Origin of the sequence: Thalassomonas actiniarum (assembly GCF_000948975.2) — a bacterium.
GTDB classification, from domain to species: domain Bacteria; phylum Pseudomonadota; class Gammaproteobacteria; order Enterobacterales; family Alteromonadaceae; genus Thalassomonas; species Thalassomonas actiniarum.
This window is the reverse complement of record NZ_CP059735.1, coordinates 2,943,831-2,966,625: the sequence shown is the minus strand read 5'-3', so window position 1 is coordinate 2,966,625 and position 22,795 is coordinate 2,943,831. Positions and strand designations below refer to the sequence as shown.

The 22,795-nt window shown below is 47.9% G+C and carries 18 protein-coding genes and 6 tRNA genes; 9 read left to right on the top strand and 15 right to left on the bottom strand.

Annotated features, from left to right (window positions below; all coding sequences use genetic code 11):
• Positions 1 to 37: 37 nt before the first annotated feature.
• The 5 genes from SG35_RS12880 to rlmKL form a co-directional block, all read right to left on the bottom strand.
• On the bottom strand, positions 38 to 1,798 hold the full coding sequence (locus SG35_RS12880; protein WP_044836340.1) for a DUF3466 family protein: 1,761 nt from the start codon (positions 1,796 to 1,798) through the stop codon (positions 38 to 40).
• 361 nt (positions 1,799 to 2,159) lie between these two features.
• Positions 2,160 to 3,899 carry a DUF3466 family protein gene (locus SG35_RS12875; RefSeq protein ID WP_044836339.1) on the bottom strand — a complete coding sequence of 580 codons (1,740 nt, stop codon included), beginning with the start codon at positions 3,897 to 3,899 and terminating at the stop codon, positions 2,160 to 2,162.
• A gap of 26 nt (positions 3,900 to 3,925) precedes the next feature.
• Positions 3,926 to 5,866, bottom strand: coding sequence for an ATP-binding cassette ATPase Uup (uup, locus tag SG35_RS12870; RefSeq protein WP_044836338.1), 1,941 nt, complete (start codon positions 5,864 to 5,866; stop codon positions 3,926 to 3,928).
• Positions 5,867 to 5,868: 2 nt separating this feature from the next.
• Positions 5,869 to 6,099, bottom strand: a complete 231-nt coding sequence (locus tag SG35_RS12865; protein WP_044836337.1) for a glutaredoxin family protein — start codon at positions 6,097 to 6,099, stop codon at positions 5,869 to 5,871.
• A 9-nt stretch (positions 6,100 to 6,108) separates the two neighbouring features.
• Positions 6,109 to 8,247 (bottom strand): bifunctional 23S rRNA (guanine(2069)-N(7))-methyltransferase RlmK/23S rRNA (guanine(2445)-N(2))-methyltransferase RlmL, encoded by a 2,139-nt coding sequence (rlmKL, locus tag SG35_RS12860; RefSeq protein WP_044836336.1) that lies wholly within the window; start codon positions 8,245 to 8,247, stop codon positions 6,109 to 6,111.
• Between the two features lie 342 nt (positions 8,248 to 8,589).
• On the opposite strand from rlmKL, the gene SG35_RS12855 reads away from it, so the two are divergent.
• From SG35_RS12855 to SG35_RS12830, 6 genes are all read left to right on the top strand, one after another.
• Positions 8,590 to 8,666: transfer RNA gene (locus SG35_RS12855), tRNA-Met, on the top strand.
• A gap of 79 nt (positions 8,667 to 8,745) precedes the next feature.
• A tRNA-Met gene (locus SG35_RS12850) sits at positions 8,746 to 8,822 on the top strand.
• Between the two features lie 69 nt (positions 8,823 to 8,891).
• A tRNA-Met gene (locus SG35_RS12845) sits at positions 8,892 to 8,968 on the top strand.
• Positions 8,969 to 9,037: 69 nt separating this feature from the next.
• Positions 9,038 to 9,114 (top strand) — tRNA-Met (locus tag SG35_RS12840).
• Positions 9,115 to 9,183: 69 nt separating this feature from the next.
• Positions 9,184 to 9,260, top strand: a tRNA-Met gene (locus SG35_RS12835).
• A gap of 69 nt (positions 9,261 to 9,329) precedes the next feature.
• Positions 9,330 to 9,406: transfer RNA gene (locus SG35_RS12830), tRNA-Met, on the top strand.
• Between the two features lie 186 nt (positions 9,407 to 9,592).
• Here SG35_RS12830 and SG35_RS12825 read toward each other — a convergent pair.
• Positions 9,593 to 10,564: an NAD(P)H-quinone oxidoreductase gene (locus tag SG35_RS12825; protein WP_044833561.1), complete on the bottom strand. Its 972-nt coding sequence runs from the start codon at positions 10,562 to 10,564 to the stop codon at positions 9,593 to 9,595.
• A 107-nt stretch (positions 10,565 to 10,671) separates the two neighbouring features.
• Entirely contained in the window at positions 10,672 to 10,941 is a 270-nt protein-coding gene (locus SG35_RS12820) for an acylphosphatase (RefSeq protein WP_044833560.1), read from the bottom strand.
• Positions 10,942 to 11,043: 102 nt separating this feature from the next.
• On the opposite strand from SG35_RS12820, the gene SG35_RS12815 reads away from it, so the two are divergent.
• Positions 11,044 to 12,234, top strand: a complete 1,191-nt coding sequence (locus SG35_RS12815; protein ID WP_044833559.1) for a class I SAM-dependent methyltransferase — start codon at positions 11,044 to 11,046, stop codon at positions 12,232 to 12,234.
• A 73-nt stretch (positions 12,235 to 12,307) separates the two neighbouring features.
• Here the strand turns inward: SG35_RS12815 and SG35_RS12810 are convergent, their stop codons facing one another.
• From SG35_RS12810 to SG35_RS12785, 6 genes are all read right to left on the bottom strand, one after another.
• Positions 12,308 to 12,607, bottom strand: coding sequence for a PilZ domain-containing protein (locus tag SG35_RS12810; RefSeq protein ID WP_044833558.1), 300 nt, complete (start codon positions 12,605 to 12,607; stop codon positions 12,308 to 12,310).
• 86 nt (positions 12,608 to 12,693) lie between these two features.
• Positions 12,694 to 16,599, bottom strand: a complete 3,906-nt coding sequence (gene hrpA / locus SG35_RS12805) for an ATP-dependent RNA helicase HrpA (protein WP_084692799.1) — start codon at positions 16,597 to 16,599, stop codon at positions 12,694 to 12,696.
• A gap of 167 nt (positions 16,600 to 16,766) precedes the next feature.
• On the bottom strand, positions 16,767 to 17,186 hold the full coding sequence (locus SG35_RS12800; protein WP_044833557.1) for a CBS domain-containing protein: 420 nt from the start codon (positions 17,184 to 17,186) through the stop codon (positions 16,767 to 16,769).
• 298 nt (positions 17,187 to 17,484) lie between these two features.
• The gene (locus tag SG35_RS12795) at positions 17,485 to 17,931 is read right to left on the bottom strand and encodes a sensor histidine kinase (protein ID WP_053043121.1); all 447 of its coding nucleotides are present in this window, start codon (positions 17,929 to 17,931) and stop codon (positions 17,485 to 17,487) included.
• A 118-nt stretch (positions 17,932 to 18,049) separates the two neighbouring features.
• Positions 18,050 to 18,316: a response regulator gene (locus SG35_RS12790; RefSeq protein ID WP_053043120.1), complete on the bottom strand. Its 267-nt coding sequence runs from the start codon at positions 18,314 to 18,316 to the stop codon at positions 18,050 to 18,052.
• Positions 18,317 to 18,318: 2 nt separating this feature from the next.
• A complete protein-coding gene (locus tag SG35_RS12785) occupies positions 18,319 to 18,522 on the bottom strand; it encodes a response regulator (RefSeq protein WP_053043119.1) in 204 nt (67 codons plus the stop codon).
• A 204-nt stretch (positions 18,523 to 18,726) separates the two neighbouring features.
• Here SG35_RS12785 and SG35_RS12780 point away from each other — a divergent pair, with 204 nt between their 5' ends.
• Positions 18,727 to 19,536, top strand: a complete 810-nt coding sequence (locus SG35_RS12780; RefSeq protein ID WP_044833556.1) for a crotonase/enoyl-CoA hydratase family protein — start codon at positions 18,727 to 18,729, stop codon at positions 19,534 to 19,536.
• A gap of 72 nt (positions 19,537 to 19,608) precedes the next feature.
• Here the strand turns inward: SG35_RS12780 and SG35_RS12775 are convergent, their stop codons facing one another.
• Positions 19,609 to 19,872, bottom strand: coding sequence for a DUF5062 family protein (locus tag SG35_RS12775; protein ID WP_044833555.1), 264 nt, complete (start codon positions 19,870 to 19,872; stop codon positions 19,609 to 19,611).
• A 420-nt stretch (positions 19,873 to 20,292) separates the two neighbouring features.
• On the opposite strand from SG35_RS12775, the gene SG35_RS12770 reads away from it, so the two are divergent.
• Positions 20,293 to 21,945 (top strand): alpha/beta fold hydrolase, encoded by a 1,653-nt coding sequence (locus tag SG35_RS12770; protein ID WP_053043118.1) that lies wholly within the window; start codon positions 20,293 to 20,295, stop codon positions 21,943 to 21,945.
• A gap of 66 nt (positions 21,946 to 22,011) precedes the next feature.
• Here the strand turns inward: SG35_RS12770 and SG35_RS12765 are convergent, their stop codons facing one another.
• Complete coding sequence (locus SG35_RS12765; RefSeq protein ID WP_053043117.1) at positions 22,012 to 22,773, bottom strand: substrate-binding periplasmic protein; 762 nt, start codon at positions 22,771 to 22,773, stop codon at positions 22,012 to 22,014.
• Between the last annotated feature and the right edge of the window lie 22 nt (positions 22,774 to 22,795).

The window sequence follows — 22,795 nt, the reverse complement described above, 5'->3', positions numbered from 1 at the left end:
TAAGGCACTGTTACACGATATAACACTTTAACAGCCCTTAACCTTTAAAATTTAGCTTGCTGCGTAAAGCGAAACTAAACAGGACAAAAAGCAATAGCAGAGACAAGCCAGCCCCCTGACGCTGCACTTGCTCCACCGCGGCATTACAAGCTTCTGCTTCCCCCGCTATCGGCACCAGCTTGACTGCCCTGACGACATCTTCTTTATCCACCACACCGTCAGCATCATGCATCAGCTCTCCTTTGGCATCCCGGCGATCCACCTTCACTATTGCATTGGCAAAAATTTCATTATCAACATTGATATCTGAGGCTTCGATAACAGTGTACGGCGAATCACAGGGTAAAAGATCATTGATATTAGTGAACCTATCCTGGTTAAGATCATATAAAAAAGCATGACGGCGACGCGGGTTGGGCTCATTGGGATCAATGCTGCTGGCATTATGGGTTTCCACTTCCCCGTTTCCCACGACCATGCCGCTTTCATTAATCGCCCGGGCAACACTGGAAGAGCCGGTAAAAAAATCCTGCGGCAGTACCATTTGCATATCATCGGCATTGGTATCGACATAATAGAATTTACTGCGGGCCTCACCGCTGATATTGGTCCAGACATGCCCTATGGCAATCCCCTGATCATTGATATCAACAGCCTCAGAGTTATAATACTGACTGTGATCTCCGGTAAAATCTTTCACCGCCCCGTCTTTATAAACAACGGCATAGGTGTTGCGGCTTTCTCTTGCCGCCGGCTCGGTTTCCTTTTCATCCCACCAGCCATGGGCAAAGCCCACGGCGACACCAAGGTTGTTGATCGCTTGTGCCTTGGCGATATAAACACGCTCATCCTCGCCGTGGGGGGTTACCAAAGTGCCAAGATTTTCACTTGAGCTCACCTCGCCATTTTCATCTAAGACCCATTTATAGGCACTTAAATGGTATAAACCCTGCCTGCGCTCTTGTACACAAGCCTGATAGGGAATACTTTCAAGCTTCGCCTGATCGGCACAGCCGCCGCTTTCATCCTCAATATATTCCCGGGCCTGGACATTAAGCCCTGTGCTGGCATAACCTACCGCCACCCGGTTGTTATTTATCGCCAAAATAGCAGATTCGCCGCCATGCTCAGCTTGAGGCGGCATGATGCTCTTAATGGTGCTGCCTTTGTCTGTGGTCAAAAAACCCCGCCGGGTAAAGTCCCTGAGCCAATAGGTGACTTCATTATTATCCGTCTCAATGAAATCCAGCGGCAAATAAGGCGCAGAAGCACTGCCAAAAATCCAGCCCTCATCGGTGATGCCGCTGACCACATTAGTGGTGGAGCGGGTCAGCTGACCATCAGCAAAAGGGCTATCAAAGATGACGATCTCTTCGAGCTCGCCGTTAAGCTGGGCCAGCACCGCCGAATCACCCACTTTCTGATATTTCAAATCTCCTATAGCAAGCAGCCAGAGTTTCACCCAGGCCAGATCGTTTGCTGTAGCCGTACCCGCCTTTAATGCGGTAAAGTCTTGCAAATCATGTAAATCAATGACCCGCTCATGATTTACTTTTGCATAAGCTTTTATGTTGTCGAAATCATCATCTTTAAAATATTGATATTGCACCGGGAAATTATAAATACCGGCCCCGGCCAGGGCTTTCTCGCCCAAAGCGTTTTCTTTTTGGGCAAAGGTATATTCCAGCTCAGTTTTTTCGCCGGTTTCAATCACCCGGTATATTGCCGCATTGACGCTGGTAAAAAGTAGTCCGCCACTAAGCGCTACCGCTAAAATTGATTTTGCCAATTTATCCATTTATCAATTACTTCCTCAGTTCCTTGTCACAATTCCTTTCGCTCTTATCATCAGGCAAGAGGCACCTGGGTTTGGACCGACCCTTAAGCTTCTGGTTCAATATTTTATATATTTTTTAATAACTTAATTTAAAGGCAGCCGCAAACTTGCTTCACTGGTGATAAGGAGAAATAAACCGGGACGGTTTTTTGTTAAAGCAGCGGCCGAAAATCTATCGAAGCAAAATACGATAGCGATGTATTTCGAGCATAATGCAAATCTGCAGGAGCTTTTTATTACAGGAAGAAAATAAAAAACCCTCGGCGACGAGGGTTTTAAAGAGAGGCATTTTTAGGCAAGCCTGCTAAAGTGCTATACTAGGCTATGCCGTTAACTTAAGCTTTCGGCGTAAGCCAAATGTAAGCATGGCAAAAAGAGATAACAGGCCAAAACCTGCACCGCTACGCTCCACTTTCTCAACCACGGAATTACAACCTTCAATGTCACCGTCAATCGGCACAAGTTTTACCGCACGCACCACATCTTCGACATCGATTTCGCCGTTGGCATCACGCATCAGCTCCCCTTTGGCATCGCGGCGCTCATTTTTAACCACGGCGGTAGCAAAGATTTCATTGTCTTCATTGATGTCTGTGGCTTCGACAATGGTATAGGCAGAATCACAAGGCAGGAGATCATTAAGGTTAACAAAGGAATCGTCATTCATATTATATAAAAAGGCATGACGTCTTCGCGGATTCGTGCTGCTGGTATTATGCGTTTCTACTTCCCCTGTCCCGACGATCATGCCATTTTCATTGATCGCCTCGGCGATACTGGCGGAGCCGGTAAAATAATCATCCGGGAAAACCATCTGCATATTTTCGGCATTAGTGTCTACATAATAAAATTTTGTTTTGATTTCACCGCTGATGATCGTGGTCACATAACCAACCGCTATGCCCTCATCATTGATATCATTGGCTCTGGAGGCATAATACTCACCATGATCTTCGGTAAAATCGGTAACTTCGCCGTCTTTAAAAACCACGGCATAGGTACTGCGGGTTTCGCCCTCACTGGGGCTAGTTTCATTTTCATCCACCCAGCCATCGGCAAAACCTACCGCAACACCGTGATTATTAATGGCCTGTGCCGTAGCGGTATAAACCCGCTCATCATCTTCATGCGGGGTAACTAACATGCCCAAATCTTCGGAGGAGATGACATCACCGCTCTCATCCAGGGTCCATTTATAGGCACTTAAGTGATATAAGCCGTTTCGGGCACTTTGCAAACAAACTTCTACAGGAATATCATCGATGTAATCAGGATCGGCACACTCATCTTCAATGAAGTCTTCAACGGTATTAATGTAAAGCTTGGTACTGGCAAACCCCACGGCAACTCGGTTATCGTTAATATCCAGTATACCTGACTCACCACCATAGCTGGCTTCTTCAGGAAGAATGCTTTTAATGGTATTACCGTTATCCGTGGTCAAAAAGGCCCGGGTGGTGAAGTCCCTGACCCAATGGGTCACTTCATCACCATCGCTTTCGGTAAAATCCAGCGGCAGATAAGGAGCAGAAGCGGTACCGAAAACCCAACCTTCATTGGTGATACCATAAACCGTATTCGTGGTCGAACGAGTCAGTTGACCATCGTCAAAAGTGGTATCAAATATCGTGATTTCCTCGGTTTCACCGTTTACATTGAGTAAAACGGCGCTATCGCCCACTTTCTGGTATTTGGTATCGGAAACGGCACTGAGCCAAATTCTAGCCCAGGCAAGATCATTCCCCGTAGGCGTACCCGCTTTTAACGCCGTTAAATCTTCCAGATCTTTTAAGTCAATCACACTTTCGTGACGACTTTCGGCATAATCGTCAATATTATCAAAGTCATCATCATCAAGGTATTGGTATTGCACCGGAAAGTTGTAAATGTTGCTGCCTGCCAGCGACTTTGCTCCCTGGACATTTTCCTTTTGGGCAAAAGTATATTCAAGACCTGATACCTCGCCGGTGTCTATCACCTGGTAAGTGGCAGCATTGGCGTTTGCGATACACAATGCACTGGTGATCCCTGCTGCTAAAATCGACTTTACAAATTTTTTCATCTAATTACTGCGCTCTTACTTACTTGTTATAATTCATCTAACTCTTGCCATCTGGCAAAGGCGGCTTCGAGCTTGGACTCGCTCTCGGCCAGCTGGTTCAATATTTTATTGGTTTGCTCGGGATCCTGGCTGAAAAAATCGCTGCTGTTGATCTGCGCCTGCAGTGAATCGATCAACTGCTCCAGGTTGTCAATCTCATCCGGTAAGGCTTCGAGCTCGCGGCTTTCTTTATAAGATAACTTTTTCTTGGCCGCCGGCTTTGCCTTGCTATCAGTGCCCTTGCCCGCATCCTTTTGTGATTTTTGCTCGTTTTTCTTGCTCTTGTCACCGGCGCCGTATTGCTCTGCCAAAGCCTTTTGCTGTTGTGCTTTTAGCGCCAGGTAGCTGTCAACATCATCATAACCGCCGACAATCTGCTTTATTTGACCACTTCCGTCAAAGTAAAGGCAAGTATTAATGCAATTATTTACAAAATCCCGGTCATGGCTCACCAACAACACGGTACCGGCATAATTGGCAACCACTTCTTCAAGCAGCTCCAGGGTTTCGATATCGAGATCATTGGTAGGTTCATCGAGGATCAGCAAATTACTTGGGCGTAAAAACAAACGCGCCAGCAATAAACGGTTTTTCTCACCGCCGGACAGTGCCCTTACCGGGGTACGGGCACGTTTGGGACTAAAGAGGAAATCCTGCAAATAACCTAATACATGGCGGGTACGGCCGTTGACCGTGACTTCCTGCTTGCCGTCGGCGACACTGTCCTGCACGGTTTTATTAACATCGAGCTGATCCCTGTGCTGATCAAAATAGGCAATTTCTAAATTCACCCCAGAGCGCATTTTGCCGCTGCTTGGGCTTAACTGCTCCATAATCAGCTTAATCAAGGTTGACTTGCCGGTACCGTTAGCACCGATCAACGCCAGGCGATCACCGCGGCTGATCAGCAAATCCAGGTTGCGGATAATGGTTTTATCGTCAAAGGACATCGACAGGTTTTCACATTCAAACACCAGTTTGCCGGATCTGTCTCCCACGGAAATATTCATATCTCCCTGGTTCTTCACCTCGCGCCGGCTCTGGCGCTCAACACGCAATTTTTCCAGGGCCCGCACCCGGCCTTCGTTACGGGTACGACGGGCTTTGATGCCCTGGCGTATCCAGGCTTCTTCTTCGGCAAGGCGCTTGTCGAACAGGGCATTTTGCTGGGCTTCTACCTGCAAATCATGCTGTTTTTGTTCGATATAAACATCATAATCTCCCGGATAACTGGTGAGCTTACCCCGGTCAAGATCCAGAATACGGGTCGATAAACCGCGAATAAAAGCCCGGTCGTGACTGATAAAGATAATGGTGCCGCCAAAATCTTTTAAGAATTTTTCCAGCCATAGCACACTTTCAATATCCAGGTGGTTGGTGGGCTCGTCGAGCAATAAGATATCCGGATCGGTCACCAGGGCTTTGGCCAGCGCCAGTTTACGCAACCAGCCACCGGAGAGATCGCTCACCCGGGCTTCGCTGTTTAATGCCAGCGTACTCATAACCTGTTCGATGCGCTGCTCATCTTTCCAGGCATCCGCCAGCTCAAGCTGCTCCTGCACTTTCGAGAGTTTATCCAGATTTTCTTGTGACGGGTTTTCCGCCACATCATGAATGAGCGCATGGTAGCGTTTGATTAAGTCGGCATTTTTCTCCACCCCCTGGGCGACATAGTCAAAAACACTTAAATCACAGGATTCCGGCGGATCTTGCTCCAACATCGCCAGGCGCATGGTCGAGGATGTCAGCATTTTGCCATCATCGAGATTTTGCCGCCCCATCAGGACTTTTAAAAAAGACGATTTCCCGGCGCCGTTGCGGCCCACCAGACAGATACGTTCGCCCGTTTGTACGCTCAGCTCTGCCTTATCTAATATTTTATCTTCTCCAAACGCAAGCTCTGCGCCCGAGATCCTCAATAATTCCATACTTATATTAACTCGCCTATCTGCTGGGCAGTAAAAGGCCAGAAAAGCTTCTGGCCGTCTGTTAACCGTTCTAATACCGGGATATGTACGCCATATAATGCCACTAAGTCATCATCATCGACGATATCCACAACTTTAATCTTACCCGGGTCCAGCTGCCCATAACACAGCTCCAGTGCCTGCTCGCATAAGTGGCAACCTTCGCTGCTGTATAAAATAAAAACCTGGCTCATCGCTGCCCCTTAATCCTGGTCCTGGCGGCTGATCAGCCAGCTGTTGTGAATATGCTTGTTGCGCTGGAAATCTTTATCCCGGGTTTTATCGCTCATGGCGACCACTTTAAGGTTTAATGCCGCCATAGCGTCAAAATTCATTTTAAAATTACGCTTATTGTTGGTGAAAATTAATTCTCCCCCCGGTGCCAGCGCCTTCAGACCATCTTCAATTAACGCAACGTGATCCCTTTGCACATCAAAGCTCTCCCCCATGCGTTTAGAATTGGAAAAGGTCGGCGGGTCAATAAACACAACATCAAATTGCTGCTCGTTGTTTTTCAGCCACTGCAAACAGTCTGCCTGCACAAACTGGTATTTATGGCCGGAAAGGTTATTCAGGGCAAAATTATCCTGGGCCCAGTTGAGATAGGTATTGGACATATCCACTGTGGTCACAGACGCGGCGCCGTGCAGGGCTGCCTGTAAGGATACCGAACCGGTATAGGCAAATAAGTTAAGCAAAGACCTATTTTTTGCCTTTTTCGCCACGATTTGCCGGGTTTTACGGTGATCCAGGAATAAGCCGGTATCCAGATAATCCCAGAGGTTAACCTTGAGTTTGGCCCCGTATTCATGCACAACAATCGCCTGTTTGCTTTTATCGATCTTTTGATACTGATTGCTGCCTTTTTGCTTGGCGCGGGTTTTTAAGACCACCTTATCTGTGGTGACATCAAGCACCTTAGGGGCCCAGTAAATCACTTCCTGCAGCCGCTTGGCCGCTTTTTCAGGAGCAATGCTTGCCGGCGCTGCATATTCATGGATCACCAGATATTCGCCATAAATATCGACGGCAACATTATATTCCGGGATATCGGCATCATAGAGGCGGTAACACTCCAGTTGCTCTGCCCTGACCCAGCCTTTCAGGTTTTTGACATTTTTGGTCAAACGATTGGCAAAGTCGGACTTTTCCCGGGCAAAATCTCCCTGGGGATTGAGCTCGTCTTTCGCCGTTTGCTGCTGATCAAGCTTATACAGGGCCAACTGGCAATCAAGGGGACCATTTTTCAGTTTATAACGCTTAAAGCTGGCAAGCTTGAGCATAGACAAGAGTTCAATGTTGGCGGTTAATATCGCCACTTGCCAGTGCATGAACTGGGCCTTGAATTTTTGTCCTAAGGTAACAAAGGTTTCCACCAGCTCGGGTAATTCACCGATACGTTCCCCGTAAGGGGGGTTAAACAAGATAGTGCCCGGCTGCTCAAAACTGTTGAGCAGTTTATTGGCATCGCGGCAGGTAAAGTTGATAAAACGCTGCAACCCGGCATTTCTGACGTTTTGCTCGGCGGTTTTTAATACCCGGCTGTCAAGATCATAACCATAAACCTTAATATCAAGCTTACCGATGCCTTCGTTAGAGACTTCTATCGCCCGGCTGAGCTGCTCCTGCCAAAGCTCGGCATCGTGATCTAACCACAGCTCAAACCCCCAGCTCTCCCTATCGATACCCGGGGCTTCGCCTGCCGCCATAGAAACCGCTTCGATTAAAATAGTGCCCGAACCGCACATGGGGTCAACCAGCGGCTTGCTGGTATCTGCCAACCAGCCGGAGCGTTGAATAATCGCCGCCGCCAGATTTTCTTTTAACGGCGCCGCGCCGCTGTCCCGCCGGTAACCGCGCTGGAATAAACCCCGTCCGGAGAAATCCAGGTAAAAAGCTACTTTTTGCTTTAACAGCCGCGCCTGAATGCGGATATCCGGGTAGGACTTATCCACCGACGGCCGCTCATCGTTGATTGCACGAAAATGATCAACAATGGCATCTTTGACCGTTAAACCGCCAAACTGGCTGTTGCGTATTTCTTCACTCTTCCCGACAAAGTCAACGGCAAAGGTATGATGGCTGGAAAAAACCTCAGACCAGTTCACCTCACTTGCCGCCGCAAAGAGCTGATCTTTGTTTTGCGCATCCCCCTGCCCCAGTTGCAGCAATACCCGGGTAGCAAAACGCGTCCATAAACAAATATGATAACCTAGGGCTAAGGGGGCCGAGAAATAAACACCTTCGGGTTTTTGCACAACCTGCTCACCACCTAAGGATTTTATTTCCTCTGCTAATAATACTTCTATGCCCACCGACGTTAAGGCTAAAAAATGATACATGTTTAATTTCCATCCGAATTCGTGGCCGCGATTATAAACAAAGACACCTGCGACTTAAACCTATTCCTGATAAATGCAGGAGCTAAATAGAGATATTTCATCACTGGGCCATAAACATCAGACAATGGCCCGGATCTGCAACATATTTAAAGCAGATAACAGCCGGGGCAATTGAAAAAACACGGCGTTTTTCCGCTGTTAGATTGATAATGATTAGAATTACAGCTTAAATAGTTCATAAATAATTCACTCTCGATTTTATTTGCCCGAAAGTGATTTTTTTTCACAAAACGCCTTGCAATCTCGTTTGGCTATCCTTATAGTACGCCTCGTTTTCACGGACGCGGGATGGAGCAGCCTGGTAGCTCGTCGGGCTCATAACCCGAAGGTCGTCGGTTCAAATCCGGCTCCCGCAACCAATTTTTGTTTAGGCTCTCTAATATAAGAAAAGTCAGTGCTGTGAAAACGAAGTGATACTTAATAAAGAAGTATATCGGACGCGGGATGGAGCAGCCTGGTAGCTCGTCGGGCTCATAACCCGAAGGTCGTCGGTTCAAATCCGGCTCCCGCAACCAATTCCCTGATAACTGAATTAAAACCGTTATCGGCTTGTTTAACGACGTTTACGTCTTAAACCATTCGGACGCGGGATGGAGCAGCCTGGTAGCTCGTCGGGCTCATAACCCGAAGGTCGTCGGTTCAAATCCGGCTCCCGCAACCAATTCCCTGATAACTGAATTAAAACCGTTATTGGCTTGTTTAACGACGTTTACGTCTTAAACCATTCGGACGCGGGATGGAGCAGCCTGGTAGCTCGTCGGGCTCATAACCCGAAGGTCGTCGGTTCAAATCCGGCTCCCGCAACCAATTCCCTGATAACTGAATTAAAACCGTTATTGGCTTGTTTAACGACGTTTACGTCTTAAACCATTCGGACGCGGGATGGAGCAGCCTGGTAGCTCGTCGGGCTCATAACCCGAAGGTCGTCGGTTCAAATCCGGCTCCCGCAACCAATTCCCTGATAACTGAATTAAAACCGTTATTGGCTTGTTTAACGACGTTTACGTCTTAAACCATTCGGACGCGGGATGGAGCAGCCTGGTAGCTCGTCGGGCTCATAACCCGAAGGTCGTCGGTTCAAATCCGGCTCCCGCAACCAACTCCCCTGATAACTTCTTTCTCTTAGAAATACCTGTCTTCGACTCACCCCAGGTGAATTTATTCTGATCTGCCATTGACTCCGGCAATGCCTCATGAGCCCTAACGTGCTTACTTTCCCAGCTTTTCAGCCGGTAATGCCGACCGCTTGCAATCAGGCCGGCTCAGCATAACAGTCAGTTTGCAGCTACTCTAACGAAAGCACGAGTTTACCAATGTTTTCACAATTGGCCATTCGGCTATGGGCATGATCAGCATCCTGCCAGGGATAAACCTGGTCGATCACAGGTTTTATTTTCCCTTGCTGCAAGGCCTCACCGAAATAACGATTAAAATCCCTTACCAGCTGAGCCTTGTATTCATCACTGCGGTTTCTCAGCGTCGATGCCTTCAGGGTCAAACGTTTCAACAAGAGTTTAGCAATATCCAGAGATTCGCTGTACCTGCCTCCCAACATAGCAAGCATGATAATACGGCCATCAAGGGCTGCCGCCGAGATATTTTTATTTAAGTAACTTCCTCCGACGACATCGAGAATAACATCGTACCCGGCGGGTTGATGCGCTTTTTTCCATTGCACAAAGTCTTGAGCGCGGTAATTGATCAGGTGATCGGCCCCCAGGGCCTGGCAGGCGGCGAGCTTTTCTTCCGTACCGGCGGTTACTGTAACTTCACAACCAAAAAGTTTGGCCAGGATGATCGCTGCCGTGCCGACGCCACTGGCACCGGCATGGATCAGCACAGTTTCACTTTTTTGCAGGCACGCCAGGGAAAATAAACTTTGAAAAGCGGTAAGAAACACCTCGGCTGTCGCTGCCCCCTGGGCGTAACTAAAATCCTGCGGCAGCTGAAATAATTGCCCGGCTTTTACCTTGGCATATTCGCCATAACCTCCGCCGGGCACCAGGCCGAACACCTTATCGCCGACTTGCCGGTTGTTCACCGCCGGGCCGCATAAGGCGATATCGCCGCACACTTCCAGGCCTAGAATTTCCGACTCCCCCGCCGGGGGGGGATATTGTCCCGCCCTTTGCAGCAAGTCCGCACGGTTAACCCCTATTGCTTTCACTTTAATCAGGCATTCATCTTCAACAATCTCGGGCTGATTGGCGGTGGCAAAAACCAGCTGATTGTCTTTATCGACATCAATAAATTTCATTCGTTTATCCGGCAAGATAGTTTTGCCCGATTATATGAAAAATAAGCAGTGCAAAGCAATCGATGCGCGGGTTTCTCTTCCCTGATCAGACAATTACGTCCTTTGCTTTATTCAATGGCAAAAAAATTATGCTCTTGCCATTGCACTTGTTCATGACGCAAATCTTCCACTTCGGCTTCAGGCGGCCCCTGTTTCAGCCAATGGAGCATTTTTTCGACATTACTCTGTTCGCCACAGATCAACAGTTCGACATTGCCATCGGAGAGATTACGCGCATAGCCGCTAAGACCGTAGTCTATAGCAACCTGCTGACTGGAAGCCCGAAAATACACGCCTTGTACAAGACCACTGACAGTCACTGAAAAGCATACTTTCATTGTGCCCTTCCTTTATTGTTATCTTTTCACAATTGTTGATTGCGCCACTTAAGGCCTTTGTCTACAATCAGCGCAATTTTTATTACTGTTAAGTATAGGCATATGTCGTCAAGAATTTATTTAAATGTTGGCCGGGAAAAATCTTTATTGCGCAAACACCCCTGGGTTTTCTCTAAGGGGGTGAATAAGATAAAAGGAAAACCTATGCTGGGAGAGACGGTTGATGTCTTCGACAGCAAAGGCAACTGGCTGGCCAAAGGCGCCTATTCTCCCGAATCTCAGATCAGGGTGCGGGTATGGAGTTTTGATGAAAACGAACAAATAGACAGAGCGTTTTTTTTCAAAAAACTTACCCTTGCCCAGTCACGGCGCAATTATTTTATCGACCGGGACAAGTTAACCGGCTACCGCCTGATCGCAGGTGAGTCCGACGGACTGCCCGGCATTACCATAGATAAATATGACAACTTCATTGTCTGCCAGCTGCTCAGTGCCGGCGCCGATTTTCATCGTTACACCCTGGTAGATTGTTTAAAAGAACTGTACCCCGGATGCCATATCTATGAAAGATCAGATGTCGATGTCCGTAAAAAAGAAGGCTTAGAGCCCGTTACCGGCTGGTTAACCGAGCCTCAGGAAAGCACAGAATGTGTTATCGAAGAGCACGGCATTAAAATACATGTCGATATTGCCACCGGCCACAAAACCGGGTTTTACCTGGATCAGCGGGACTCGCGTTTAGCCGCAGGAAAGTACGCCAAAGGCAAGTCTATCTTAAACTGTTTCTCCTACACCGGCACTTTCTCCCTGCATTGCGCCGCCAATGACGCCAAAGAAGTGATCAATGTCGATGTCTCCCAGACAGCCCTGGATATGGCAAAACGCAACCTCGAGCTCAACGCCCTGGCGGACAAAAAGGTGACCGGCATCAAAGAAGATGTTTTTAAATTGCTGCGCCAGTACCGCGCTGAAAAGAAAACCTTTGATATGATCATCCTCGACCCGCCGAAATTTGTCGATTCCAAGGCACAGCTCACCAGCGCCTGCCGCGGTTATAAGGATATCAATATGCTGGCGATGCAGTTGCTTAAACCTAAAGGCATCTTATTAACTTTTTCCTGCTCGGGATTAATGGAAAGCAACCTCTTTAACAAGGTAGTCGCGGATGCGGCATTGGATGCGGGAAAAAATCTTTACTACGTGGAAAGATTGCACCAGGCAGCGGATCACCCGGTAGCGTCAAATTATCCGGAAGGTTACTACCTTAAGGGCCTGGTGTGCCAGGTGGATTAACAGGCATTCCCCGTATCTTAACTACGGGGAATCACGAGATTAGCTGTCGGCTTAAGCGTTAAATGCCGAATCGCTAATCCATGTCGTCAATCTTGATGCCAACCAGGTAGCAGTCGGCGCTTTCTTCTTTAACGCGGATCACTCTGCCCTTGGCATCCAGGGATTGAATACTCTGGGTAGAGGACTCTACCTTTACCCTGACCCGGGTGCCTATATCCAGCGGATAGTCCATTTCTATTGCCATGCCCTCGGCGCTCATATCCCGGCAGGTGGCAGTCATTTGACGATTGGCCTCATCATCTATGATGGTGATCGTAACCTCTGAATTTAACATCATACGATAGAAATTACGCTTATCATCGAAAGTAACCATGAATGCTCCAACACAATAAATAAGTATTTAATACCATATAGTTATACTTAGCCAAGCGGCAAGTGTCAATTATCGCCGGCTATTTATCAATCAAACTCTTTCAGGTAGTTAACGATTCGCTTACCGGAAACCGGGTAGGCCGTGCCCAGATTTTGCGCAAATAAGGATACCCGAAATTCTTCTATCATCCATTTGATATCGGCGATCTCCTTTAATAGCGGCTGATCTTTTCTTTGCTTACCTATCAGGGTTTGCCACAGCTGAGTGACCTTATCCACTTCCAGCATTTTCAACCTGTCCTGGTTGGGATCCACCGGCAATTTTTCAAGGCGCCTGAGAATACCATTGAGGTAACGGATAATATCGTCAAGTTTGTTGATGCCGGAGGCGGTCACAAAACCTTTAAAAATAAGCTTATCGAGCTGGTCCTTGATATCGCCGTGAGACTGGATAACATTCAACGCCACCTTGCCTTTAAGCAGCTTACGGATATCATGGGCCAGACTGAGACATTTTTCCACCTTGATCGCCGCCTGCAGGACACAGTCGGCAATTTCTGCGCGGACCACATCCCGTCTGAGCTGAAACTCTGCCTCAGCTCTCGGCAGTGCTCCCTGTTGCGCCACCAGATAACGACAAGCGGCATTGATACAATCCTGCAATAAATCGCCGATGGCACCAAAGGGATTAAAATACAGGCCCAATTTAGCTTTATTAGGCAGCTTTTCCTGCAGATATTTTACCGGTGAAGGAATATTTAACAAAATCAAGCGGCTGACTCCGTTAAGCATCGCCTGCTCTGCCTGAACTTCTTGCTCGAACAGTTCAATGGCAACACTGGAGTTATGATCCACCAGCGCAGGAAAAGCTTTAATGGTCATATTGGCCACCTTTCGCTGATAACCCGAAGGCAGCTCGCCAAAGTCCCATTCCCTTAAATTCGCCTGCTCTATGCCCTTATCCGCCACTTGTTTGATGGTCGCCTTCACCTTGCCCTGCAGCTGCGCCTTTAATTCATTGAGATCCCTGCCCTGACGGATCACCTTGTTTTTCTCGTCCAGGACTTTAAAGTTCATGGTCAAATGCACCGGCAATTCAATTTCATCCCAGCAATCTTCCGGTAGGCGCACACCAGTCATGCGCAACAGCTTTTTCGCTACCGCAGCAGTTAATGCCCCGTCCCCTTCGCTGATGTCCGCGACACAAGCCTGGGCATAATTCGGGGCAGGCACAAAATTACGGCGTAAGGTTTTCGGCAGGCCTTTAATCAAGGCAACGATAAGCTCCAGCCTCAACGCAGGGATCAGCCAGTCAAACCCTTCTGCTTGCACCTGGTTTAAGACCCCCACCGGGATCATGACACTGATGCCGTCATCGATATCACCGGGACTGAAATGATAACTGAGCGGCAAGATCAGGTTATCCTGTTGCCAGGTATCCGGGTAGTCATGGCTGGATAATTCATTCGAGCTCTCGTTAAGCAAAAACTCCCGGGTAAAGTGCAATAACTTGTCATCGGTTTTTTTCGCTTTTTTCCACCAGCTTAAAAAGCTGCGTTGACAAATAACACTATCCGGCAGCTTTTGCTCGTAAAAGTCCACCAGGTGCTGCTCTTCAATCAGAAAATCTTTACGGCGTGCCTTTTGCTCCAGTGCTTCGATACTGGCCACCAAATCACGGTTATGTTTGAAGAAGGCTTCTTTTAACTGGATATCGTAATTAACCAGGGCTTCGCGGATAAAGATTTCTCGACAGGTATAAGGCTCAATCTGGTTAAAATTCACTTTTCGCTTGGGCACTATGATCAAGCCATAAAGGGAGACCTGCTCATAAGCCATGACCGCCCCCTGCTTTTTCTCCCAGTGAGGCTCGCTATAACTGCGTTTCACCAGGTGGGATGCCAACGGCTCCAGCCACAGGGGATCGATACGCGCTACCATACGGGCAAACAAGCGGCTGGTTTCCACCAGCTCGGAAGCCATCAGCCATTTAGGCGGCTTTTTCGCCAGTGCCGAGCCGGGGAAAACAAAAAACTTACTGCCCCTGGCCCCTTTAAATTCACGATTTTCATCCTGCTGGCCGATATGGCTGAGCAAACCGGATAACAGCGCCTGATGCACCAGGGCCAGCTGGTTTTCATCCTCGCTGTCCACCGAGCTTATGGCAATATTCTGCTCTTTAAGGGTTTGCCTTAACTGGGCATTGATATCCTGCCATTCCCGGATACGGATATAACTTAAATATTCTTTCTGGCATAAACGCCTGAACTGGTTATTGGTTAACGCCTTTTGCTGTTCGTTGACGTATTGCCATAAGTTAAGCAGGGAGACAAAATCTGAGTTTTTGTCTTTGAAACGGGCATGTTTTTCATCCGCCGCCTGCTGTTTTTCATGAGGACGTTCGCGCGGATCCTGGATACTCAAGGCACTGACAATGGCAAAAACCTGCTCGATACAGCCAAGGTCGATGGCGCTGAGGATCATTTTTGATAACCTGGGATCTATCGGAAACTTGGCCAGCAAGCGGCCATTTTTCGTTAAGCTGGTTTTGTCTTTGCTACCGGCAATGGCATCGAGCTCTTCCAGTAAGCGGATACCGTCATTGATATTGCGATTATCCGGCGGCTGCACAAAAGGAAATTCGCCAATATCACCGAGATCCAAGGCCAGCATTTGTAAGATAACCGTGGCCAGATTGGTGCGCAGAATTTCCGGATCGGTAAATTCCGGCCGGCCGAGAAAGTCCTCTTCGCTGTACAGGCGGATACAAACCCCGGAAGACACCCGGCCACAACGTCCCGCTCTTTGGTTGGCACTGGCCTGAGAAATAGGCTCTATCGGCAGCCTTTGTACCTTAGTGCGGTAACTGTAACGGGAAATACGTGCCGTGCCGGGGTCAATCACATATTTAATGCCGGGCACAGTCAAACTGGTTTCGGCAACATTAGTCGCCAGCACGATATTACGGCCACTATGGGACTGGAAAATGCGGTTTTGCTCCTGCACCGTTAACCGGGCGTACAAGGGCAAGATCTGAGTGTGGGGCAATTGCGCCTTTTCCAGGGCGCTGGCGGTATCGCGAATTTCCCGCTCACCGTTGAGAAACACCAGGATATCTCCCTGACCTATGGCCGTCAGCTCATCCACCGCCTGCAAGATACCAGAGATGATATCGACATCTTCCTGCTCTGCCAGCGGCCGGTATAACATTTCCACCGGATAGGTGCGTCCCGAAACTTCAATAATAGGCGCATTATCAAAATGGCGGGAAAAACGCTCGGGATCTATGGTCGCCGAGGTAATGATCACTTTTAAATCCGGGCGTTTAGGCAGGATTTGTTTCACGTAGCCGAGAATAAAGTCGATATTGAGGCTTCTTTCGTGGGCCTCATCTATGATCAGGGTATCGTACTGGCGCAGCAGGCGATCCGTTTGCATTTCTGCCAGCAAGATACCATCTGTCATCAGCTTGATATAGCTATGTTCACTCACTTGATCATTAAATCTGATCTTATAACCCACCTGCTCGCCAAGCTTAGTGTTCATTTCATCGGCGATACGGTTGGCGACCGTACGCGCGGCAATGCGCCTTGGCTGGGTATGGCCGATAACCCCTTCAATGCCCCGCCCCAATTCCAGGCATATCTTGGGGATCTGGGTGGTTTTACCCGAGCCTGTTTCACCGGCAATAATCACGACCTGGTTTTCGCTAATGGCCTTGGCAATGTGATCGACATTTTGCGAAACAGGCAATTCACCCGGGTAACTGATCTTGGGACGGTGGGCGAGTTTATGCTGCTTACGTTTTATCGAACGCTCAATGGCGCCGGCGACCTGCTGTTGGGCTTTATCGCGCTTATCCGTTTTGGTGATTTTTTTTAAGCCGAATAAACGTTTTTTCAAGCGCGCCTTATCCGCTAAGGCCACCTGGTCTAATAATTTAAATAATGACGGGATACTGGGAACAGCTACAGGACTAACTTCTACAGACAAAACAAACTCGAATAGCGATATAAAAAGGCTATTTTAACAGTATTATAAAGCAATTGCAGCAATGGATGTGGCACCAAGCCCCGCTGCTAACGGCAATGAATAAATGGCCACCAGCAGCAGCCGGGCAGGCTAAGGAAGCAGTGCCCTTGTCTGCATTTACTTTTAAACTATTTCCCGGCGTGAAAACCGGCGCGCAAATGCTTATCTATCGCCTGTAAGACATCATTGCGGCAGATGGTACCGAGCAGGTTTTCATCATCATCGATTACCGGATATACCTTAGGTTTATTCTTTAACATGGATTGCGCCAGTTCTACTATAGAGTCATAGGGTTTTACCGATAACACATCCTTGCGCATCAAATCTTCAACATTGGCGATATGTTCATTGTAATAAATAGTTTCCAGCATTTTTGCCAGTACATCACTTTCCGACAAGAAGCCCACCAGACGATGGTGCTTATCAACAACCGGACCGCCTATTTGTTTGGTTTTTAAAAAGCGCAGTGAGGCTTCTTCTACCACCATTTCCGGGGTAAAAGTAACCGGGTAATGGTTCATATATTCTTTGACTTGTAATGATTCCATCTTAAATCCCTCTTTTAATAAAAAGCCTGATGGCTTTATGTTAACTGTAGTCGTAAACTGCCAACAATTCATGACTTTATCCCTTCACTTTAACGATATCATTAAAAAATGGCGGGATCATCCACTTAAGTGAAAATTATTGATAGCGAACAAGCAGATAGCAAAAATTGGCAAGTAACAATAAAAGCAGGGCAACTCAGGCCTGAATGTCTTTACTTAACGTGATAATAAACAGTACCCCGGGCCTGTGCCCGGGTCTAATGCAATACTGCTCCTTAATTCATTTTCCACCAGTTTTTTACTGATGGACAAGCCCAGACCACTGCCTCCCGGCCTTAGTGGTAAAAAACGGGTTAAATGCCAGCTTCCGATCTGCCTCGGCGATCCCCAGACCGTTATCACTATAGTAAATCTCGGCCCTGCCTCCGATATCTCTGGCGGTAATGGTAATTTCTCCCCGGTAAGTCCCGCTAAAACCATGCACCAGTGAGTTATTAATTAAATTAATCATCACTTGCGACAAGACTCCGGGATAAGTCAACAGGAATAATTCGGGGTCGATATCGAGTTTGACACTGTGGGGCAAACGTTTCAGGATCGGCCTGAGGGCCTGCAAGACATCCTGCAAATTAAAACGGATAACCTGCTGGCTGCACTGGTTCACCGCCACCTGTTTAAAACTTGACAGCACCGAGTTTGCCTGCTGGCTGTTTTCTTCACATAATGTCAGGCTTTCTTCTACCATCTCGAAAAAATCTGCCAGGGCATGCTTATTTAGCTGTTTTGCTCGAGTGCCTGGTGCAGCTTAACAGTTTCTTTATGGATACAGTTAATTGCCAGGGCAATGTTGCTCATCGGGGTTGCTACTTCATGGGCAATACTCGCCACCATATGGCCCAGCTTTGCCATTTTTCCGACTCTTCCAGCAACTGGCGTTCAAGTTTTAATTGCCGGACACAAGACTGCTGATTTTTCTCCCGTGCCAGTAAAATATCCTGATTAACCGGCTTGGTAATATAATCCGCCACCCCGAGGGCAAAGCCGCGGCGTAAATCTTCAGGCTCAACCCTGGCGGTGACAAAAATCACCGGTATATGCTGATACAGGCTATCTGTTTGAGCTGCTGACAAACTTAATAGCCATCTAAACCCGGCATCATGATATCCAACAAGATCAGATCCGGAGCAATTTTGGCCATCAGCTTTAATGCCTGCTCGCCACTGGTAAGCGCAGCAACTTGGTAATGCTCCGGCGCTAAAAACCGCCTTAACAAATCGATATTGGTAGGATTATCATCAACAATCAGAATGGTAAATCCCACGTTTTCATCTGCCATGTGAAAAAGTTCCGGCTGTGAATAATATAAACAGCTGATAAGACTGAGCCACCGTTAAGTACAGTCCTGTTTGTTAACGATAAAGGGCCGGGAGAAAAGGCGCCTATTACGCCTGCCCGGGTAAACCCAGACTTTACAAGGGAAATTGAATTCGCTAACCTGAACTGGTCTTACCTCATTTGACAACAAAAAAGAATAAATACCATGAACAATAACCGCATCAAGGTAACAATCGAAGATCAAATCGCCCATGTCTGCCTAAGCCGACCGGACAAGCACAATGCCCTGGATATCAAGATGTTCCAGGCTATTGATAACACCATCAGGAAACTCAAAAAAAACCGGGACATCCGCGCCGTTATCGTCTCCGGCACCGGGCAGGACTTTTGTACCGGCTTGGATATCAAATCTGTGATGCGCTCTCCCCTCAATGCCATCAAATTATTATTTAAGTGGCTGCCCTGGCGGGCAAACCTGGCCCAGCGGGTCTCCACCGGCTGGAGAGACTTGCCTATGCCTGTGATTATGGCGATAACTGGCAGATGCTGGGGCGGCGGTTTACAAATTGCCCTGGGCGCTGATTTTCGCATTGCCCACCCCGAAAGCTCCCTTGCCATTATGGAAGCCAAATGGGGCCTGATCCCGGATATGGGCGGCACTTTGGCACTACGGACCCTGCTTAACCAGGATACCGCGAAAAAACTTGCCATGACAGGTGAGGAAATCAGCGCAGGGCAGGCACTTGCCTTAGGCCTGATTATGGACGTTGATGAACAGCCGCTTGAAAAAGCAAAACAACTGGCAACTGAGATTTGCCGGCAATCACCGGATGCGGTATCGGCGGTGAAAAGGTTATACAACAAAAGCTGGTGGAGCGGCCCCGGAGCCGCTTTAGCCCGGGAGTCCGCTTACCAGCTCAGGGTCCTGGCGGGTAAAAACCAAAAAATTAAAACCTTTAACCAAACCCATGATAAGGAAGTACAAAAAGATTTTACTGCCAGGGGGCAGTGGTAAGCGGCGTTAATGCCGCCGGCCAATGGGATAATACCCGGTGCTGCCGGCGGCACTGCAACCACAGCACGACAATTAATCTTTCAATAAAGGATGATTTTCAGGTAGTTGCTTGGCGATCCACAGGGCCAGCTTATGTTTCATATTCGGCTGGTTTTCCTGGCCTTTGGCCAGTGCCTGGATCAGTTTGTCCTGCACCAGTAACAGGTAGAGGCACTCTACCTTTTCTTTGGCGGAATTCGTACCGGAAAATCCTTTATAGCCCCGGTTCATCGCATATTTTTCACCTATATCTATCGCCATTTTCAGCAATGCGGCTTCATTTTTAAATTTCTTCATAGTGGTCCTGCCGGTATTTTTTATCTAATTTGCGTCAATACGATAAATAATTCAAGTAAAAGAATAAGTTAATCTTTAAGTCCCAGGCTGCCCCCTAAAAATCCGCGCAGTAACAGCTTTACCGCGGCTTTACTCTTTATTTCCTCCTGGACTTTCTCCTTAAACGCACACAGGTTTATTTGCCAAGCTGTCAAAATCCATGGCGGTCTTTGCCGGTAAAGCATTTACTGCCGTTAACACTGGTTAACCAGAATGGATGACTCCGTTCAAAAATATCCCTAATTATCAATGATATCCAATATAAATCAGATAAATATCTCCTTGCCGGGATCTTTTCTATGGTTAAAGTGCCGGAAAATTTTACACACCGGTACAGCCAAGCTGTTAATTATAAAAAATATAAGTATAAGGAAATCCAATATGAACAAAAGTATCATCTGGGCGAATAGCTTTCGCGCCTTTGTCCTGGTATGCCTGTCGGTGATCAGTGTCGGGGCCAGTGCGGTGGACTTGGTCTCCCTGCTCAGGGGCATGGTGGGCGACCCCGTCTTTAAAGAGTCTGAGCATTATATCAGCGACGATAATATTCAGATCCGCGCTTACGACGGCATTACCCTGGAGGCCAATATTTTTGTCCCCACAGCAGCAGCCGAGTATTATCCGGCCATTATTTTTATCAATAGCTGGGGCATGAATGAATATCAATACCTGGTAGAAGCCGCCCGTTTTGCCGAACAAGGTTATGTCGTATTAAGTTATTCCACCCGGGGATTTGGTGAGTCCGAAGGCAAAATTGCCACTGCCGGCCCCGAAGATGTCCGGGATGTCTCTGCGGCAATAGACTTTCTTTTGGCCAATTATCCCGTTGATATCAACCGCATCGGCGTCTCCGGCATTTCCTACGGCTCAGGCATCAGTTTATTGAGCGCGGCAAATGATCCCAGGATCAGCGCCGTGGCGGCCATGAGTACCTGGGGCAGCCTGACAGACTCCTTGTATGGCCAGTATACACCTCGGCTGATATGGGGCGGCCTGTTAACCGGCATAGGTTACCTGACCGGTGACCCCAGTGATGAAATTGCCATCAATTACCTGGATCTGCTCAAGCAGGAGCGTATCGATGAAATCACCGTCTGGGCGGATGTACGCTCTCCGCTCTCTTACGTGGATAAACTCAACGAACGCCGGGTCCCTGTGTATTTGGCCAATAATTTCGGCGATAACCTGTTCCAGCCCAATAGTGTTCTGGCCCTCTACCAGGCACTGGAAGGGCCAAAGAAAATGGATCTCAGCCAGGGCACCCATGCGGTAGGTGAAGTACTGGGGATGGGCAAGTCCAACCACAGGATATGGCACAATGCCCATGCCTGGTTCGATTTTTATTTAAAACAGGAAAACAACGGCATCAATGAGCAGGCACCGGTTGCCATGCAAGTAAAATTCGGCGATTACGAAGAGCTGCCGGACTGGCCCTCCCCGGCGCTCTCAGCTCAAACCTTGTATTTGCATGAAAAAGAAATCGACGGTGACGGTGATATGAAAACAAGCCCCTATAGTCCCTGGTGGCCAAAAACAGACAGCTTTTATTCCGGCCTGGACACCTTGGCAACAACCGGCATCCCGTTATTGTCTTATTTTCTTGAAGATGTGGTGGAAGCGCCGATTATTGCCAGCATGCCCCTGATCAGCAGTATCAACGCCATCCGCTGGGAATCTGACTGGTTGAGCCGGGAAATGAAATTACGCGGTATCCCAAAAATCAAGCTCCAGCTTACCCCGAGTAAAAGTGAGGCGTTGCTGGTGGCTTATTTATATGATGTCGACTGGACCGGTACCGGACGCCTGATAAGCCATGCACCTTACACGCTGTTAAACGCTGTCCCCGGGCAGACGCTCTCCCTGGATTTAGAGATGGTGGCCACTGCTTATGATGTTCCTGCCGGCCACTACCTGTCTTTGGTGATAGATACCAGTGATCTGCTATACAGTCCCCCGGGCATCGGGCTCTATCATCTGGATATCAACTACCGTGACAATGAAAACAATACCTTGTCGCTGCCGGTAAAAGACTAATAACACAGCGAAACAGCAAGGAAGAGCTTTCCTTGCTGTTTTAGGGAGGAGTCAACAGAAAAAGGGTTATTGGTAACGGTCGACAATACGTTTTAAGGTACCGTCCTGGCTCAGGGCCACCAGACGATCATTGACAAAGCGGTCAAAGGAAAACTCCATATCCGGATCCATGGCCAGATGAATATCATAATCGGAGATCACGGTTGAAAAGTTTTTTTGCAAAAACATGCCGGGATCCCGGTTGGTCTGTTTCAGGTTGTATTCAATTCTCAGCGACATTTCAACAAACCCGGCTTTATCGGATAACCTTTTTAGCAACCTAAAAGCGGAGTCATGGTTTTTGACCCGGATCTCTTTAATTGTCTCAGCCTTTAAATAAGGCTCCAGCCCGGGATAATCAAAGCCATGCAGCAAAATCAGGGTTTTGCCGAACAAATCTTCCACTTCCTTAACTTCACCGGCATAAGAGGGGTTTGTCACCAATTTATGCTCAACATGGTACACCGGCAGCCGGGACAAATGCTCCGCCTGTACCCCTCCCCAACTGGGGGAGCCATATGTGATCCAGTTTTTAATCTTGCCCGTGGACAACATCTTCATCATACGGTTAAAAGGCAGGGTATGAAACTTAACCTCGTATGGCGATCCCTTAAATATTTCATTGACAATATCGGTAATGATACCGGAATGATTTTTTGCATCATCTTCTATTTGAAAAGGCTTGGCCTGATTATCAATGACAACGTAATTAATTGTTTCTGCGTGACCTTTTATCCCTGTTAGCCCAAATAATGATATAAAAACAAGCGCTATTGTCTGAAGTCCCATAACAGATCCCGTGCTAGATTGC

What these genes read in the sequence shown, in the direction of transcription:
- SG35_RS12880 (WP_044836340.1), bottom strand. Translation starts at nt 1,798, where the DNA reads ATGGATAAATTGGCAAAATCAATTTTAGCGGTAGCGCTTAGTGGCGGA.
- SG35_RS12875 (WP_044836339.1), bottom strand. Translation starts at nt 3,899, where the DNA reads ATGAAAAAATTTGTAAAGTCGATTTTAGCAGCAGGGATCACCAGTGCA.
- uup (WP_044836338.1), bottom strand. Translation starts at nt 5,866, where the DNA reads ATGGAATTATTGAGGATCTCGGGCGCAGAGCTTGCGTTTGGAGAAGAT.
- SG35_RS12865 (WP_044836337.1), bottom strand. Translation starts at nt 6,099, where the DNA reads ATGAGCCAGGTTTTTATTTTATACAGCAGCGAAGGTTGCCACTTATGC.
- rlmKL (WP_044836336.1), bottom strand. Translation starts at nt 8,247, where the DNA reads ATGTATCATTTTTTAGCCTTAACGTCGGTGGGCATAGAAGTATTATTA.
- SG35_RS12825 (WP_044833561.1), bottom strand. Translation starts at nt 10,564, where the DNA reads ATGAAATTTATTGATGTCGATAAAGACAATCAGCTGGTTTTTGCCACC.
- SG35_RS12820 (WP_044833560.1), bottom strand. Translation starts at nt 10,941, where the DNA reads ATGAAAGTATGCTTTTCAGTGACTGTCAGTGGTCTTGTACAAGGCGTG.
- SG35_RS12815 (WP_044833559.1), top strand. Translation starts at nt 11,044, where the DNA reads ATGTCGTCAAGAATTTATTTAAATGTTGGCCGGGAAAAATCTTTATTG.
- SG35_RS12810 (WP_044833558.1), bottom strand. Translation starts at nt 12,607, where the DNA reads ATGGTTACTTTCGATGATAAGCGTAATTTCTATCGTATGATGTTAAAT.
- SG35_RS12800 (WP_044833557.1), bottom strand. Translation starts at nt 17,186, where the DNA reads ATGGAATCATTACAAGTCAAAGAATATATGAACCATTACCCGGTTACT.
- SG35_RS12795 (WP_053043121.1), bottom strand. Translation starts at nt 17,931, where the DNA reads ATGGTAGAAGAAAGCCTGACATTATGTGAAGAAAACAGCCAGCAGGCA.
- SG35_RS12785 (WP_053043119.1), bottom strand. Translation starts at nt 18,522, where the DNA reads ATGGCAGATGAAAACGTGGGATTTACCATTCTGATTGTTGATGATAAT.
- SG35_RS12780 (WP_044833556.1), top strand. Translation starts at nt 18,727, where the DNA reads ATGAACAATAACCGCATCAAGGTAACAATCGAAGATCAAATCGCCCAT.
- SG35_RS12775 (WP_044833555.1), bottom strand. Translation starts at nt 19,872, where the DNA reads ATGAAGAAATTTAAAAATGAAGCCGCATTGCTGAAAATGGCGATAGAT.
- SG35_RS12770 (WP_053043118.1), top strand. Translation starts at nt 20,293, where the DNA reads ATGAACAAAAGTATCATCTGGGCGAATAGCTTTCGCGCCTTTGTCCTG.
- SG35_RS12765 (WP_053043117.1), bottom strand. Translation starts at nt 22,773, where the DNA reads ATGGGACTTCAGACAATAGCGCTTGTTTTTATATCATTATTTGGGCTA.